Genomic DNA, 15,683 nt, shown 5'->3' on the forward strand with positions numbered 1-15,683 from the left:
CGTTCGGGATACCTGCATATCCGCAGCATTCACGTCCGCAACGAGGAACCCACTACATGCAAGCCCGCTCCACTCCCAAGCCCGCCCGCAGCACGCTGGCGCTGGCCCTGACCGCTTTGGCGCTGGCCGCGCCCCCCGCCGCCATGGCCGCGGAACCGGGCGCCCCCTCGCCCCAGGAGCGGGCCGCCAGAAGCTACGACATTCCCGCCGGCCCGTTGGACCAGGTGCTTAACGCCTATTCGCAGCAGGCGGGCGTGACCATCACCATCGACGGCGCCCTGACCGCGGGCCGGCGCAGTCCCGGCCTGCGCGGCGCCTATGGCCTGAACGCGGGCTATGCCGCGATCCTGGCCGGCAGCGGCCTGGCGGCGCGCCTGGAAGGCGGCGGCTACGTGCTGCGTCCGCTGCCGCCCGGCGCGGCTGGCGTCTCCACGCTGGAGCCGGTCACCGTGCGGGCCTCGAGCGTAGCGCCCGACAGCTACGTAGCCGAGGAAACCCGGGCCGGCACCAAGACCGACACGCCCATCCTGGAAGTGCCGCAGTCGATCTCGGTGGTAACGCGCGCGCAGATGGAAGCGCAGAACGCGCAAAGCGTGACCGAAGTGCTGCGCTACGTGCCTGGCGTAACGGTGGAAACCTACGGCGTGGACCCCAAGGGTTTCGATTGGGTCATGCTGCGCGGCTTCAACGCCCAGGCCACCAGCGACTATAAGGACGGCCTGCGCCAGGCGACCTCCGGCTACACCCTGTTCCGCAGCGAACCCTATGCGCTGGATCGCATCGAGGTGCTGCGCGGCCCCTCTTCCGTGCTGTACGGCCAGGGCGACGCGGGCGGGGTCATCAACCGCGTGAGCAAACTGCCCTCGGCCACGCCGCACTACGAGGCCGAGCTGGAGTACGGCAGCTTCCAGCGCAAGCAGGCGGCGGTCGACCTGACCGGCCCGGCGACCGAAGACGGCACGCTGATGTACCGCGTCATCGGCGTGGCGCGCGACGCCAACACGCAATTCACCTATCCGAACGGCGACCGGATCTCCGACGACCGCCTGTTCCTGGCGCCTTCGCTGACCTGGGCTCCTTCCGCCGCGACCCGCTTCACGCTGCTGACGGAGTACCTGCGCGACCGCTCCGGCGGCACCATCGGCACGGTCACGGTCAACGGCAAGCCCACCAATCTGCGCAACGGCGATCCCAATTTCAACCGCTACGACCAGGACCAGAAGAGCATCGGCTACCTGTTCGAGCACCGCTTCAACGACACGCTGCAGGTACGGCAGAACCTGCGCTACGGGCGGGTCGATTCGATCCTGGACAACATGTTCCTGGCCGGCCTGACGCCCACCGGCATCGCCCGCACAGCCCGGCGCTACGACGAAAGCATGACCGCGCTGGCGTTGGACAACCAGGCTCAGTTCGACCTGCGCACCGGCCCGCTGGCCCATACGCTGCTGCTGGGCCTGGACTTCAACCGCAGCAGCGCCGACGTGTCGCGCACCATGGGGCCGGCGCCCAGCCTGAACCCGTTCGACCCGGTCTATGGCGTGGACGTGCCCACGCCAACCATACCGCTGGCCAACTACCTGGAGCGCACGCACCAGACCGGCCTGTATCTGCAGGACCAGGTCCGCTTCGATGAACGCTGGGTGCTGACCCTGGGCGGCCGCTACGACTGGTACAGCCAGAAGACCGAAAACCGGATCCTGAACAACGACACCGATCAAAGCGGCAGCCGCTTCAGCGGCCGCGCCGGCCTGAACTACGTCATGCCCAACGGCATCGCGCCCTACGTCAGCTTCGCCCAGTCCTTCCTGCCCAATACCGGAACCTCTGCGCCGGCCAATGGCAGTTCTCCGTTCGCGCCCTCGCGCGGACGCCAATGGGAAGGCGGCATCAAGTTCCAGCCGCCCGGGTCGAATGCGCTCTACACGCTGGCGGTCTTCGACATCAAGAAGAGCAACGTGCTGACCAATGACCTGCAGAACCCCGGCTTCCAGGTCGCCTCGGGCGAGGTGCAATCGCGCGGCGTGGAACTGGAAGGCAAGTTCAGCCTGGGCGATGGCTGGGACTTCACCGGTTCCTATACCTATGTGCGCGCCCGGATCACCCGCGCCAACAACGGCACCGAAGGCAACCGTCCGGCCCTGGTGCCCGAGCACAGCGCCTCGGGCTGGCTCAACTACACGGTGCGCAACAGCGCCCTGGCCGGGCTGAGCCTGGGCGCCGGCCTGCGCTACGTGGGCTCGACCTACGGCGACAACGCCAACACGCTGAAGATCGCCGGGCGCACGCTGGTGGACGCGGGCGTGTCCTATGCGGTGGACAAGCACCTGACGCTGTCGGTCAACGCCACCAACCTGTTCGACAAGGAATACCTGGCGACCTGCTCCGACCTGAGCGATTGCTATCCGGGCAGCCGGCGCAGCGTCATCGGCCGGGTGAAGTACCAGTTCTGAACTCCGCAATGAAAACGCCCCGCCAAATAGCGGGGCGTCTCGCGCAGGCGCCGGGAAGCTCATCCCGGCGCGAGCGGTTGGCTTACTTCAGCCAGACGCGCGCGTTGCGGAAGATGCGCATCCAGGGGCTGAACGCGCCGCCCTTGTCCGCCTTGCCCCATTTCTCGGGCGCCCACGACATCATGACGTTGCGCGTCACGCGTTCCGGGTGCGGCATCATGACCGTGAAGCGGCCGTCGGCGGTGGTGACCGAGGTCAGGCCGCCCGGGCTGCCGTTCGGGTTGAACGGGTAGGCTTCGGTGGCCTGGCCGCGGTTGTCGATGTAGCGTGCGGCGGCCAGCAGGCGGCTGGCGTCGCCCTGCTGCGAGAAGTCCGCATAGCCTTCGCCGTGCGCCACGGCCACCGGAATGCGCGCGCCTTCCATGCCGGCGAAGAAGATCGACGGCGACTTGGCCACTTCGACCATCGCCAGGCGGGCTTCGTACTTTTCCGACAGGTTGCGCGTGAAACGCGGCCAGAACTCTGCGCCCGGGATCATCGGCGCCAGCGCAGCCATCATCTGGCAGCCGTTGCAAACGCCCAGCGCGAAGGTGTCGGGACGCGCGAAGTAGGCGGCGAACTGGTCCGACAGCTTGCTGTTGAAGCGGATGGTGCGTGCCCAGCCTTCGCCGGCACCCAGCACGTCGCCGTAGCTGAAGCCGCCCACGGCCACCAGGCCTTGCACCTGAGCAAGATCCACGCGGCCGGACAACAGGTCGGTCATGTGCACGTCAACGGCTTCAAAGCCGGCGGTGTCGAAGGCCCAGCCCATTTCCACCTGGCTGTTGCAACCCTGCTCGCGCAGGATCGCCACGCGCGGACGCTTGCCGGTGTTGATGAAGGGCGCAGCCACGTCTTCCTGGGGATCGAAGTCCACGTTGGGGCTCATGCCCGGGTCCGTGGCATCGTTCCAGACGTCGAGTTCGGCCTGGGCGCAGGCCGGGTTGTCGCGGCGCGACATGATGCGGTAGGACACTTCGCTCCAGGCGCGGCCGAGTTCGGCGCGCGGCTGGCCCCATACCTTCTTGCCGTCGCGGTAGAACTCGACTTCGTCGGCGCCGTTCAGGCCGCCGATGACATGCGAGTGCGCCGACAGGCCCGCGCCGCGCAGCACCTGCATGACGGCGTCGCGCTGGGCGGCCGGCACCTGGATGACGGCGCCCGCTTCTTCGGAGAACAGCGCCTTGAGCGTCAGTTCCTCGCGCTGCACCGCCACCTGCTCGGGGCGGATCTTGTAGTCGCCCCAATCCGCCGATTGCGGATCGAAGGTCAGCATGTCCAGGTTGACCGAGATGCCGGTGCGGCCGGCGAAGGCCATTTCGGTCAGGGTCGCGAACAGGCCGCCGTCGGAACGGTCGTGGTAGGCCAGGATGGTGCCGGCCTCGGCCAGGGTGCGGATGGTGACGAAGAAGGCGCGCAGGTCTTGCGGCGCGTCGATGTCCGGCACGGTTTCGCCGACCTGGTTATAGGCCTGGGCCAGGATCGAGCCGCCCATGCGATGGCGGCCGCGGCCCAGGTCGATCAGGATCAGCACGCTGTCGCCTGCGTCGGTGCGCAGTTGCGGGGTCAGGCTGGCGCGCACGTCGGCCACGGGCGCGAATGCCGTGACGATCAGCGACACCGGCGCCACCACCTGGCGCTGTTCGCCGTCCTGTTCCCAGGACGTCTTCATGGACAGGGAATCCTTGCCCACCGGGATCGACAGGCCGGTGGCCTGGCAAAGTTCGCTGACGGCCGACACGGTGTCGTACAGCGCGGCGTCCTGGCCGGCAACGCCGCAGGCGGCCATCCAGTTGGCCGACAGCTTGATGTCTTCCAGGCGCGCCACGTCGGCGGCGGCCAGGTTGGTCAGGGCCTCGGCCACGGCCATGCGGCCGGAGGCCGGCGCGTCCAGCATGGCGATCGGGGTGCGTTCGCCCATGGACATGGCTTCGCCGCGGAAGCCCTCATAGTCCGCCAGCGTCACGGCGCAATCGGCCACCGGCACCTGCCAGGGACCGACCATCTGGTCGCGGCTGGACAGCCCGCCCACGGTGCGGTCGCCGATGGTGATGAGGAAGGATTTGTTGGCCACCGTGGGGTGGCGCAGCACGCGGTAGGCGGCTTCGGTCAGGTCGATGCCGGCCAGGTCCAGCGGCGCGGACACGCCGGGCAGGCGCGTGACGTCGCGGGTCATGCGCGGCGGCTTGCCCAGGATGACGTCGATCGGCACGTCCACCGGACGCACTTCGGCTTCGCCCTGCGGACGGATCGTGTCCAGGCCAGGCAGTCCCTCGCCGTCCACCACGCGCAATTGGCGCTCCTCGGTGGCCACGCCCACCACCGCGTAGGGGCAGCGTTCGCGGCGGGCGATGGCGTCAAAGCGTTCCAGGTCCTTGGGCAGGATCGACAGGACGTAGCGTTCCTGCGATTCGTTGCTCCAGATTTCGGCGGGCGACAGGCCCGATTCTTCCAGCGGCACGCGCTTCAGGTCGAAGATGGCGCCGCGGCCGGCGTCGTTGACGAGTTCCGGGAAGGCGTTGGACAGGCCGCCCGCGCCCACGTCGTGGATCGCAATGACGGGGTTGTTCTCGGCCTGCTGCCAGCAGCGGTCGATGACCTCCTGGGCGCGGCGCTCGAGTTCAGGGTTGCCGCGCTGGACGGAATCGAAGTCCAGCTCGGCCGAGTTGCTGCCCATGCTGATGCTGGAGGCGGCGCCGCCGCCCATGCCGATGCGGAAGCCCGGACCGCCCAGCTGGATCAGCAGCGCGCCCGGAGGAATCACGTCCTTGTGCGTCAGGCCTGCGTCGATGCTGCCCAGGCCGCCCGCGATCATGATGGGCTTGTGGTAGCCCCAGCGCGTGCCGCCGGCGGTCTGCTCGAACGAACGGAAATAGCCCAGCAGGTTGGGACGGCCGAATTCGTTGTTGAACGCCGCACCGCCGATAGGGCCGTCGATCATGATGGACAGCGGCGAGGCGATGCGCCCGGGCAGGCCATGATGGTCGGCTTCCCAGGGTTGCAGCGCGTCGTCAAAGCGCAGGTGCGACACGGTGAAGCCGGTCAGGCCGGCCTTGGGCTTGGAGCCGCGGCCGGTCGCGCCTTCGTCGCGGATCTCGCCGCCCGCGCCCGTCGAGGCGCCGGGGAACGGCGCGATCGCGGTCGGGTGGTTGTGGGTTTCCACCTTCATCAGCGTGTGCACGGTGGTGTCGCGGCGGATGTACCTGGCGCCTTCGACGCCCTCGCCGGTCACGCCCGGCACGCCGGCCTGGAAGCGCTGGGCGGGGCCGCCTTCCATGATGGCGGCGTTGTCCGAATAGGCGACCACGGTGCCTTCGGGCTGCGCCTTGTGGGTGGCGCGGATCATGCCGAACAGCGTGTTGGGCTGTTCCTGGCCGTCGATCACCCACTGGGCGTTGAAGATCTTGTGGCGGCAGTGTTCGCTGTTGGCCTGCGCGAACATCATCAGTTCCACGTCGGTCGGATCGCGACCCAGGTCGGTGAAGGACTTGGCCAGGTATTCGATTTCGTCGTCCGACAGCGCCAGGCCCAGCGAGATGTTCGCCTCGGCCAGGGCTTCGGCGCCGCGCGCCTGCACGTCGACCGTGCGCATGGGCTTGCCGGCCAGCGGCTGGAACAGCGCCTGGCCGTCGAAGCTGGCGTCCACCACGGTTTCCGTCATGCGGTCGTGCAGGCAGTCGGCCGCGCGCGCCAGCATGGCGTCGTCGAAGGACTTGGTACCCAGCAGGCCGCGCTCGGGAGTGATCACGTAGCGCACGCCGCGTTCGATGCGGTGCACCGACGCCAGGCCGCAGTTGTGGGCGATGTCGGTGGCCTTGCTGGCCCAGGGCGAAATCGTGCCCAGGCGCGGAATCACCAGCAGGGACAGGCTCTTGGCCGGCGCGTCGCCGGTGGCGGGAGTGCCGTAGTCCAGCAATTGGGTCAGATGTTGCTGCTGTTCGGCCGTCAGGGCCGCGTCGGTGCTGACGAAGTGCTCGTAGCGGGCGGATATGTCGGCCACCGGCAAGCCGGCTTCCTTCAATTGCGCCAGGAGGCGATCGCGGCGGAAGGAGGACAGGACGGAGGAACCAGGCAGATGCTGAACTAGGGACACGATGCGGGCGCCGTATAAAGAGAGGAGAGCAAAAAGAGATTTTACCTGTTTAGGGGGTTTTCCCGGAGCCGTTGTTCAATCGATCCCGAACGCCCCTGTTTCGGCCATTGTTACAAAAGAATTCCGAAGGCCGCGCACCGGGATGGTGCGAAGCAGCATCCGCGCCAACTCCGCGCCGCTGCGAATCTTTCCTAATACCGCCCGGCGCCCTGCCTGCGGTTTTATATTGCGTCGCAACATGTTGCGATCATCCCGCACCGCGGGAAAACACGAACTTCCGGTCCCACGGCGCGACGGTAGGATGCAGCGACCCCCATTAACGCATGGCGCCTACCCGCGCGCCGGCCGCTGCCTCACATGTCCCGCCCCGAAGCCCCCGCCGAGCCTGTCGAACCGATCATTCCCGCAGAAGCAGATCCCGCAGTCAAAGTACCGCTGGCCATCGAGGACTGGCTGGCCGTGATCCTGCTGGCGACCCTGGCCATCATCACCTTCCTGAACGTGCTGGTGCGCTATTTCACCGACCAGTCCTTCGCCTGGACGGAAGAAATCTCGGTGTTCCTGCTGATCGTGCTGACCATGGCGGGCGGCAGCGTCGCCTTCGTGCGCAACCACCACATACGTATCGAGATCCTGGCGGACTCCGGCTCCCCACGCCGCCAGCGCATCATGGCGCTGATCTCCAACGGCTGCGTGCTGGCCTTCTTCCTGCTGCTGACCGTGCTGTCGGTGAAGCTGGTTTCCGACGAATATATCTACGAAGAAACCTCGCCCGCCATCGGCGTGCCTACCTGGTGGTATTCGATCTGGCTGCCCGTGATGGCCGCGGCGATCTCGCTGCGCACCATCGGCACGCTGCGCCGCATCGCCAAGAGCGGACGCGCCGCCGGGCAGGATCAGCAATGATCGCCGCCATCCTCTTCATCGTCTTCATCGTCCTGATGCTGATCGGCGTGCCGGTCGGCGTGGCCCTGGGCCTGGGCGGGACCGTGGCCATCGTGCTGTCCAACCTCGACACGCCCTGGTATGGCCTGTTGACCGTGCCGCAGAACTTCTACGCCGGCCTGGCCAAGTATCCGCTGCTGGCCATCCCCATGTTCGTGCTGGTGGGCTCGATCTTCGACCGCTCCGGCGTGGCCAAGCGGCTGGTGGATTTCGCCATTGCCATCGTCGGCCGCGGCCCGGGCATGCTGCCGCTGGTGTCGATCGCGGTGGCCATGTTCCTGGGCGGCATCTCCGGCTCCGGCCCGGCCTGTGCCGCAGCGGTGGGCGCGGTGATGATCACCGCCATGTCGCGCGCCGGCTATCCGGGCTCGTTCTCGGCCGCCGTGGTCGCGGCCGGCGCCGCCACGGACATCCTGATCCCGCCCTCGGTGGCCTTCATCATCTACTCGGTGCTGGTGCCCGGCGCCTCGGTACCGGCGCTGTTCGCCGCCGGCATGATCCCCGGCATCCTGGCCGGCATCGCCCTTATCGTTCCGGCGGTGTGGCTGGCGCGCAAGCACAAGATGGGCGCGCTCGAAGCCCACTTGCCCCGCCCGCCCTTCTGGGCCAGCCTGCGCGAAGCCTCATGGGGCCTGGCCGCACCCGTCCTGATCCTGGGCGGCATGCGCATGGGCTGGTTCACGCCCACCGAAGCGGCCGTGGTCGCAGTGTTCTACGGCCTGTTCGTGGGCATGTTCATCCACCGCACCATCAAGCTGCGCGACCTGTACACCATCCTGCGCGAAGCCGCCGAGCTTTCCGCCGTCATCATGCTGGTGGTGACGCTGGCCGGCATCTTCGCCTGGGCCCTGTCCACGCTGAGCGTGATCGATCCCATCACCCACGCCATCGTCAACTCCGGCCTGGGCGAATGGGGCGTGCTGGCGCTGCTGATCCTGCTGCTGATGACGGTGGGCATGTTCCTGGACGGCATTTCCATCTTCCTGATCTTCGTGCCGCTGCTCATGCCCATCGCCAACGCCTATGGCTGGGATCCGGTGTGGTTCGGCGTGATCCTGACCTTGAAGGTCGCCCTGGGCCAGTTCACCCCGCCGCTGGCCGTGAACCTGATGGTGTCGTGCCGCATCGCGCGCGTGCCGATGGAGTCCACGGTGCGCTGGGTGGTGTGGCTGCTGGGCGCGATGTTCCTGGTGCTGGTCGCGGTGCTGGTGTTCCCGCAGCTGGCGCTGTGGCTGCCCAAGAAGCTGGGTTATTGAAAGGGCCGAACGGGGCGACCTCAAGGGGCGCCCCCAAGGCCGGCGGTACCGGTATTCATTACAACAACAGACACGCAAAGAGAGGAGACGCAACATGAAATTCCGCAACCTGATCGGAGCAGCCCTGTGCGCGGCTGCCGTCGTCGGCATGGCGCCCGCGCACGCGCAGAACTACAAGTCCGAGTACAAGCTCTCCATCGTGGTCGGCACCACCTTCCCCTGGGGCCAGGGCGCCGAGATCTGGTCCAACCTGGTGCGCGAGCGCACCCAGGGCCGCATCAACATCAAGGTCTATCCCGGCACGTCGCTGGTCCAGGGCGACCAGACGCGCGAGTTCACCGCCATCCGCCAGGGCGTGATCGACATGGCCGTGGGCTCCACCATCAACTGGTCGCCGCAGGTCAAGCAGTTGAACCTGTTCTCCCTGCCCTTCCTGATGCCCGACTATGCCGCCATCGATGCGCTGGTGCAGGGCGACGTGGGCAAGGAGATGTTCAAGCTCATCGAGAAAGCCGGCGTGGTGCCGCTGGCCTGGGGTGAAAACGGCTATCGCCAGCTCAGCAATTCCAAGCACGAGATCAAGAAGCCCGAAGACATGAAGGGCCTGAAGCTGCGCGTGGTGGGCTCGCCGCTGTACATCGACACCTTCACCGCGCTGGGCGCCAACCCCACGCAGATGAGCTGGGCCGATGCCCAGCCGGCGCTGGCCAGCGGCGCAGTGGACGGCCAGGAAAATCCCCTGTCGATCTACACCGGTTCCAAGCTCTACACCGTCGGCCAGAAGTACCTGACGCTGTGGAACTACGTGGCCGACCCGCTGATCTTCGTGGTCAACCGCGAGGTGTGGAATTCCTGGTCCGAGAAGGACCGCGACATCGTGCGCCAGGCCGCGCTGGACGCCGGCAAGCAGCAGATCGTGATCGCGCGCAAGGGCGTGACGCCTGAAGACCCGTCGCTGCTGAAGGAAATCGCCGGCCACGGCGTGACCGTGACCTCGCTGTCGCAGGCGGACCACGAGGCCTTCGTCAAGGTGACCAAGCCGGTCTATGACAAGTGGAAGAAGCAGATCGGCGAAGACCTGGTGAACCTGGCTGAAAAGTCGATCGCCAGCCGCAAGAAGTAAGCCCGCCAGAACAAGCAGCAAGCCCCAGGGGAACGGCGGCGCAAGCCGCCAACCGAGGCCGGGACGTCAGATCCCGCCCACCAACGGGCGCCAGCCACAAGCTGGCGCCCGTTTTCTTTCATGCGGGATAGCTGACTTCCAGGATGTCCAGCTCTTCGATCCCGCCGGGCGTGCGCAGCACCACGGTGTCGCCCTCCTTGGCCTTGATCAGCGCGCGCGCCACCGGCGAGATCCAGCTGATCTTGCCCGCCAGCGGCTCGGCCTCGTCGACGCCCACGATGGTCACGTTGTGTTCATCGCCGGCCTTGTCCGAATACAGCACCGTGGCGCCGAAGAACACCTGGTCGCGGTTGGGTTGCGCAGCCGGATCGACCACTTCGGCGATATCCAGCCGTTTGGTCAAGAAGCGCATGCGGCGGTCGATCTCGCGCAGGCGCTTCTTGCCGTACAGATAGTCGCCGTTCTCGGAACGGTCGCCGTTGGACGCGGCCCACGACACCACCTGCACGACAGAGGGGCGCTCCACGTTCATCAGGTGCGTGAGCTCGCTGCGCAGGCGCTCGTAGCCGCCGGGCGTCATGTAGTTCTTGGTGCCGGCAGGCAGCGCCTGGGCTTGCGGCAGATCGTCGTCGTCCTCGTTGTCCGACTCTTTGACAAAGGCTTTGTTCATGGCGGTTGCGCCGGTCGGGCGCGATTACAGTCGATTGTGTGCAAGGGCTGGCGACATGGCCGCCGCCTGCGTCAGAACCAGTCGTGCCAGACCGGTTTGAGGTCGGGCGGCAGCGCCGGCAAGCGGCCCAGGTCCACCCGGCTTTCCTTCGGACTATGGAAGTCCGAACCGCGCGACGCCAGGAATCCATAGCGGCGCGCCACATCCGCATAATAGCGGGCCTCTTCCGGGGTATGGCTGCCGGTGTTGACCTCGATGCCGAGGCCGCCCAGCTGCAGGAATTCGTCGAACAGCGCGGCGAACTGTAGCGGCGTGTACTTGTAGCGGCCGGGATGCGCGATGACGGCGATGCCGCCCGCGCCGCGGATCCAGCCCACGGCTTCCGCCAGCGTGGCCCACTGCATCGGTACGTGGCCCGGGCGGTCGTCGCCCAGGTGCCTGGTGAACACGGTCTGCACGTCGGGGCAATAGCCGGCTTCGACCAGATAGCGCGCGAAGTGCGTGCGGCTGATGAGTTCGGGGTTGCCTGCGAACGGCAGCGCGCCTTCGTAGGCGCCGGGCATGCCCATTTCCGCCAGGCGTTCGCCGATGCGCTTGGCGCGTTCGGCGCGGCCGGAGCGGGTCTTGCGCAGGCCTTCGGCCAGCGCGGCGTTCTCGGGGTCGAAGCGCAGGCCCACGATGTGCACGGTGACGCCCGCCCAGGTCACGGAGATCTCGACGCCGGTGGCGAAGTCCATGTCCAGCTCGCGCGCCGCGCGGGCCGCTTCGGCCAAGCCGCCGATTTCGTCGTGGTCGGTCAGGGCCCAGACGTCCACGCCGTTGGCATGCGCGCGCTGCGCCACGTCGCGCGGCGCGAGGGCGCCGTCCGAGACGGTGGAATGGCAGTGCAGGTCGATATTCAATGTGCGCGCGTTCATCCAGCTATTGTAGAGAAGGCCCGGCAGCGTGGATAGCGCCGAGCCGTCCCTTGTTTACGGCGCCGTCAGGACAGCAGAAAGGACGCGACCGGATCCACCTGCTCGTCCGAGATCAAGGTGGGCGCATGGCCCACGCCGGCCACTTCATGGGCCTGCGCCCGCGGATTGCGCTTGAGCATTTCCTCGACCGTGGCGCGCGTCAGCAAGTCGGATTCCGCGCCCCGCACGATCAGCACGGGACACGGCAGGGCATCATACGAACGCCACAGGATCTGTTCGCCGGCCGCCAGTTCCTCGGGAGTCTGCGCGGCCAGGGCCTGCGACAGCGCCAGGTCGTAATGCTTGACCCATTTGTCGCCCTGCTGGGGATACAGATAGCGCGCCAGGTCCGCCCACTGCGCGTCGGTATGCGGGCCGAACGTGACGGAGTTGGCGCGCATGGTGGCCACGGCCTCTTCGAAGCTCGCGAACTCGCCCGGCTCGCCCACATACTGGCCGATGCGCGCCAGGGCGCCCGTCTCCAGACGAGGCCCGACGTCGTTGAGCACCAGTTTGTCCAGGTGGAAGCCTTGCTCGGGCGGCAGCATGCCCGCGTGCGGGCGCATGGCCAGCATGGCGCGCGCGAACACGGCCGCGCCCGACAACGCCAGGCCGATGAGCCCCCCCATGGACGTACCCACCCAGGCCAGCCGCGCCGGCTTCAGGCGCGCCAGCAGGGTCACCATGTCCGAGACGTACTGCGGCACCGTGTAAAACGCGGGATTGGCCAGCCAGTCGGAACGGCCGCGTCCCACCACGTCCGGGCAGACCACGCGATAGCGCCCCGCCAGCCGCCGCGCCAGCGTATCGAAGTCCCGCCCGCTGCGGGTCAGGCCATGTACGCAGACCAGCACCTGGTCGTTGCCCGGGTCGCCCCATTCCCAGTAGGCCATGCGGTGCAGGCCCGCCGGGCTGGCGCATGTGACGAAATCCAAACGGGGTTCCAGGCTGGCGTCCACCATCGATACACTCCACGAGTCGTTGCGCGCCATGGCGAAGGCGCGCCAGGCCGGTATCTTATAGGACGGCAGGCTGCGCCGCCGCAACACCCGGCGGTGGGGTTCTGGACTATCGGCCCGGTCGTCGCTACGATCCTTGCATCCGGATCGCCGCCCCCACCTCCACGCACCGCGGGGTGCCTTTGCCTATCGAGGCGATCCAATCATTAAATTGGAGTTGCGGACCTGTTAGGATCAGACTCGGAAGTTTCAAGCATTGCCAGATCAGTCATCCCAAAATTGATATGGAGTCCGTATGCAGCAGAGCAGTCCTTCCTCGCCGTTGGCCGCCGGCCATCAATCCGCCAGTTCCCCTCCCCCCGAACCTCCCAAAGTGCTCCAGGACGTCCTGGCCCGCGCCGATGTCCGCATCAACGGCAACCGCCCCTGGGACATACAGGTTCATGACAAGCACATGTACGAGCGCGTCTTCGCCAGCTGGTCGCTGGGCCTGGGCGAATCCTACATGGACGGCGAATGGGACTGCGACCAGCTCGACGAACTGTTCACCCGCCTGCTGCGCGCCGACATGGGGTCGGCGGCGCTGGGCCTGGCGCGCGTCAAGCTGATCGCCGAGCACCTGCGCCACAAGCTGTTCAACCTGCAGTCCAAGAACCGCGCGTTCGAGGTCGGCGAACAGCATTACGACGCGGGCAACGACGTGTTCGAGGCCATGCTGGACAGCCGCATGATCTACTCCTGCGCCTACTGGGAAAACGCCCAGACGCTGGAAGAAGCGCAACTGGCCAAGCTGGAGATGATCTGCCGCAAGCTGCAGCTGCGCGAAGGCGAAACGCTGCTGGACATCGGCTGCGGCTGGGGCGGACTGGCGCGCTTTGCCGCCGAACGCTACGGCGTCAAGGTCACCGGCGTGACCGTGTCCAAGGAGCAACTGGCCCTGGCGCAGGAAAGGGTCCAGGGCCTGCCCGTGCAACTGCTGCTGCAGGATTACCGCGACCTGCAGGGTAGTTTCGACAAGGTGGTGTCGGTGGGCATGTTCGAGCATGTCGGCCCCAAGAACTACGACACCTACTTCAGCAACGTGCAGCGCCTGATGGCGCCGGACGGCGTGTTCCTGCTGCACACCATCGGCATCGCCTCCACCAGCCAGAGCACCGATCCCTGGATCGACCGCTACGTGTTTCCCAACGGCAAGCTGCCGTCCGCGCGCGAGATCGCCACCGCCGTGGAAGGCCGCTTCATCATTGAAGACTGGCACAACTTCGGCGCCGATTACGACCGTACCCTGATGGCCTGGTGGGACAACTTCGAACGCGCCTGGCCCGGACTGGAATCGCGCTACGGCAACCGCTTCTACCGCATGTGGAAGTACTACCTGATGTGCTGCGCGGGCTTTTTCCGCTCGCGCGAGGGCCAGCTCTGGCAAGTGATGCTGACCCACCCGCAACGCCAGGAAATGTACCGTTCGCTGCGCTGAACGCGGTGACGCCATCGCCAGAAAGCCGCCCTTTAAGGGCGGCTTTCTTTTCTGCCGCGCCCACGGTAGATTCAGCGCCCTGCAGCGTCCTCGCGGATCATGTCGGCGGCCCGCTCCGCGATCATGATGGTCGGCGAATTGGTGTTGCCCGACGTGATCAAAGGCATCACCGAGGCGTCGGCCACACGCAGGCCCTCCAGGCCATGGACGCGCAGCCGCGCGTCCACCACCGCCCCGCCGTCCGCGTCGCGTCCCATCGCGCAGGTCCCTACCGGATGGAAGATGGTGGTGCCGATCTTGCCGGCAGCTTCCCGCAGCTCGGCGTCCGTCTGGAACGCAGGTCCCGGCAGCCACTCCTGCGGCTGGTAGCGCTGCAAGGCTGGCGCCGCCGCGATCCGCCGCACCAGGCGGATCGAGTCCGCCGCCACGCGCAGGTCTTCCTCGGTGCTCAGATACCTGGGCGTGATGGCCGGCGCGCCCTGCGGCCCCTGCGCATGCACGCTGCCGCGCGAGGTCGGCCGCAGATTGCACACGCTGGCGGTGAAGGCGTCAAAGCCATGCAGCGGTTCGCCAAACGCGCCCAGCGACAGCGGCTGCACGTGGAATTCCACGTTGGCGCGTGCCTGGCCCGGATCCGACTTGGCAAACGCGCCCAACTGCGACGGCGCCATGCTCATCGGGCCGCTGCGCTTGAGCAGGTACTCCAGGCCGATGCCGGCCTTGCCCAACCAGGTGGAGGCGATGCGGTTCAGCGTCTTCACGCCCTGCACCTGGATGATGACGCGCAGTTGCAGATGGTCCTGCAGGTTCTCGCCCACGCCCGGCAAGGCGTGCTGCAAGGCGATGCCGCTTTCGCGCAGGCGCGCGGGCTCGCCCACGCCGGAGAGTTCCAGCAGGTGCGGCGTGTTGACCGCGCCAGCCGCCAGCACCACCTCGCGGCGCGCGCGCAAGGTAGCGCTCTGGCCGTTGCGGCGCAGCTGCACGCCGACGCAGCGCTTGCCCTCGAACACCAGTTGCTCGGCATGGGCGCCCGTCATCACGCGCAGGTTCGGACGCTTTTGCACCGGCCGCAGGAATGCCTTGGCGGTATTCCAGCGCCAGCCGCCGCGCTGGTTCACTTCGAAATAGCCGCAGCCGAAATTGTCGCCGCGGTTGAAATCCTGCACGCGCGGGATGCCCTCCTGCTCGGCCGCGCCGGCAAAGGCTTCCAGGATGTCCCAGCGCAGGCGCTGCGATTCCACGCGCCATTCGCCGCCTGCGCCATGGAATTCGTCCGCGCCGCGGTGATAGTCCTCGCTGCGCTTGAACACCGGCAGCACCTGGTCCCAGCCCCAGGCGGGGTCGCCGGACAGTTCGGCCCAGTCCTCGTAGTCCTGGCGCTGGCCGCGCATGTAGATCATGCCGTTGATCGATGAACTGCCGCCCAGCACGCGGCCGCGCGGGTAGATCAGGGAACGGCCGCCCAGACCGGCTTCCGCCGCGGTGCGGTACATCCAGTCCGTCCTGGGATTGCCGATGCAATGCAGGTAGCCCACGGGGATATGGATCCAGTGGTAGTTGTCGCGGCCACCGGCTTCCAGCAGCAGCACCTGCACGGCAGGGTCGCGGCTCAGGCGGTTGGCCAGCACGCAGCCGGCCGAGCCCGCGCCAACGATGATGTAGTCGTATGTCTCCATAAGCTCTTCTTATCTTCTTGCCGGGGCGGTACGCCT

General features: G+C 67.2%; 10 protein-coding genes. 5 read left to right on the forward strand and 5 right to left on the reverse strand.

Annotated elements, in window-relative coordinates; genetic code table 11:
* The first annotated feature begins 56 nt into the window (after positions 1 to 56).
* On the forward strand, positions 57 to 2,453 hold the full coding sequence (locus AC1RHV_RS06255; protein ID WP_175181383.1) for a TonB-dependent siderophore receptor: 2,397 nt from the start codon (positions 57 to 59) through the stop codon (positions 2,451 to 2,453).
* A gap of 82 nt (positions 2,454 to 2,535) precedes the next feature.
* Here AC1RHV_RS06255 and purL read toward each other — a convergent pair whose 3' ends face one another.
* Positions 2,536 to 6,585, reverse strand: a complete 4,050-nt coding sequence (gene purL, locus AC1RHV_RS06260; protein WP_492300120.1) for a phosphoribosylformylglycinamidine synthase — start codon at positions 6,583 to 6,585, stop codon at positions 2,536 to 2,538.
* Positions 6,586 to 6,942: 357 nt separating this feature from the next.
* Between purL and AC1RHV_RS06265 the strand changes: the two genes are divergently transcribed.
* From AC1RHV_RS06265 to AC1RHV_RS06275, 3 genes are all read left to right on the forward strand, one after another.
* Complete coding sequence (locus AC1RHV_RS06265) at positions 6,943 to 7,491, forward strand: TRAP transporter small permease (protein ID WP_492300122.1); 549 nt, start codon at positions 6,943 to 6,945, stop codon at positions 7,489 to 7,491.
* On the forward strand, positions 7,488 to 8,786 hold the full coding sequence (locus AC1RHV_RS06270; protein WP_054456243.1) for a TRAP transporter large permease: 1,299 nt from the start codon (positions 7,488 to 7,490) through the stop codon (positions 8,784 to 8,786). Before AC1RHV_RS06265 ends, AC1RHV_RS06270 begins: the two co-directional genes overlap by 4 nt.
* Positions 8,787 to 8,880: 94 nt before the next feature.
* Complete coding sequence (locus AC1RHV_RS06275) at positions 8,881 to 9,909, forward strand: DctP family TRAP transporter solute-binding subunit (RefSeq protein ID WP_119451268.1); 1,029 nt, start codon at positions 8,881 to 8,883, stop codon at positions 9,907 to 9,909.
* Positions 9,910 to 10,027: 118 nt separating this feature from the next.
* Here AC1RHV_RS06275 and greB read toward each other — a convergent pair whose 3' ends face one another.
* From greB to AC1RHV_RS06290, 3 genes are all read right to left on the reverse strand, one after another.
* Entirely contained in the window at positions 10,028 to 10,579 is a 552-nt protein-coding gene (gene greB, locus AC1RHV_RS06280) for a transcription elongation factor GreB (RefSeq protein WP_306652804.1), read from the reverse strand.
* A 71-nt stretch (positions 10,580 to 10,650) separates the two neighbouring features.
* Complete coding sequence (locus AC1RHV_RS06285) at positions 10,651 to 11,496, reverse strand: 3',5'-nucleoside bisphosphate phosphatase (protein ID WP_054456240.1); 846 nt, start codon at positions 11,494 to 11,496, stop codon at positions 10,651 to 10,653.
* A gap of 65 nt (positions 11,497 to 11,561) precedes the next feature.
* A complete protein-coding gene (locus AC1RHV_RS06290) occupies positions 11,562 to 12,497 on the reverse strand; it encodes an alpha/beta fold hydrolase (RefSeq protein ID WP_175162245.1) in 936 nt (311 codons plus the stop codon).
* 292 nt (positions 12,498 to 12,789) lie between these two features.
* Here AC1RHV_RS06290 and cfa point away from each other — a divergent pair, with 292 nt between their 5' ends.
* Positions 12,790 to 13,971 carry a cyclopropane fatty acyl phospholipid synthase gene (cfa, locus tag AC1RHV_RS06295; protein ID WP_306652806.1) on the forward strand — a complete coding sequence of 394 codons (1,182 nt, stop codon included), beginning with the start codon at positions 12,790 to 12,792 and terminating at the stop codon, positions 13,969 to 13,971.
* Positions 13,972 to 14,042: 71 nt separating this feature from the next.
* Here the strand turns inward: cfa and AC1RHV_RS06300 are convergent, their stop codons facing one another.
* Positions 14,043 to 15,647: a GMC family oxidoreductase gene (locus tag AC1RHV_RS06300; protein WP_054456238.1), complete on the reverse strand. Its 1,605-nt coding sequence runs from the start codon at positions 15,645 to 15,647 to the stop codon at positions 14,043 to 14,045.
* Between the last annotated feature and the right edge of the window lie 36 nt (positions 15,648 to 15,683).

This window comes from Achromobacter sp. GW823-FHT04E03, assembly GCF_058796095.1.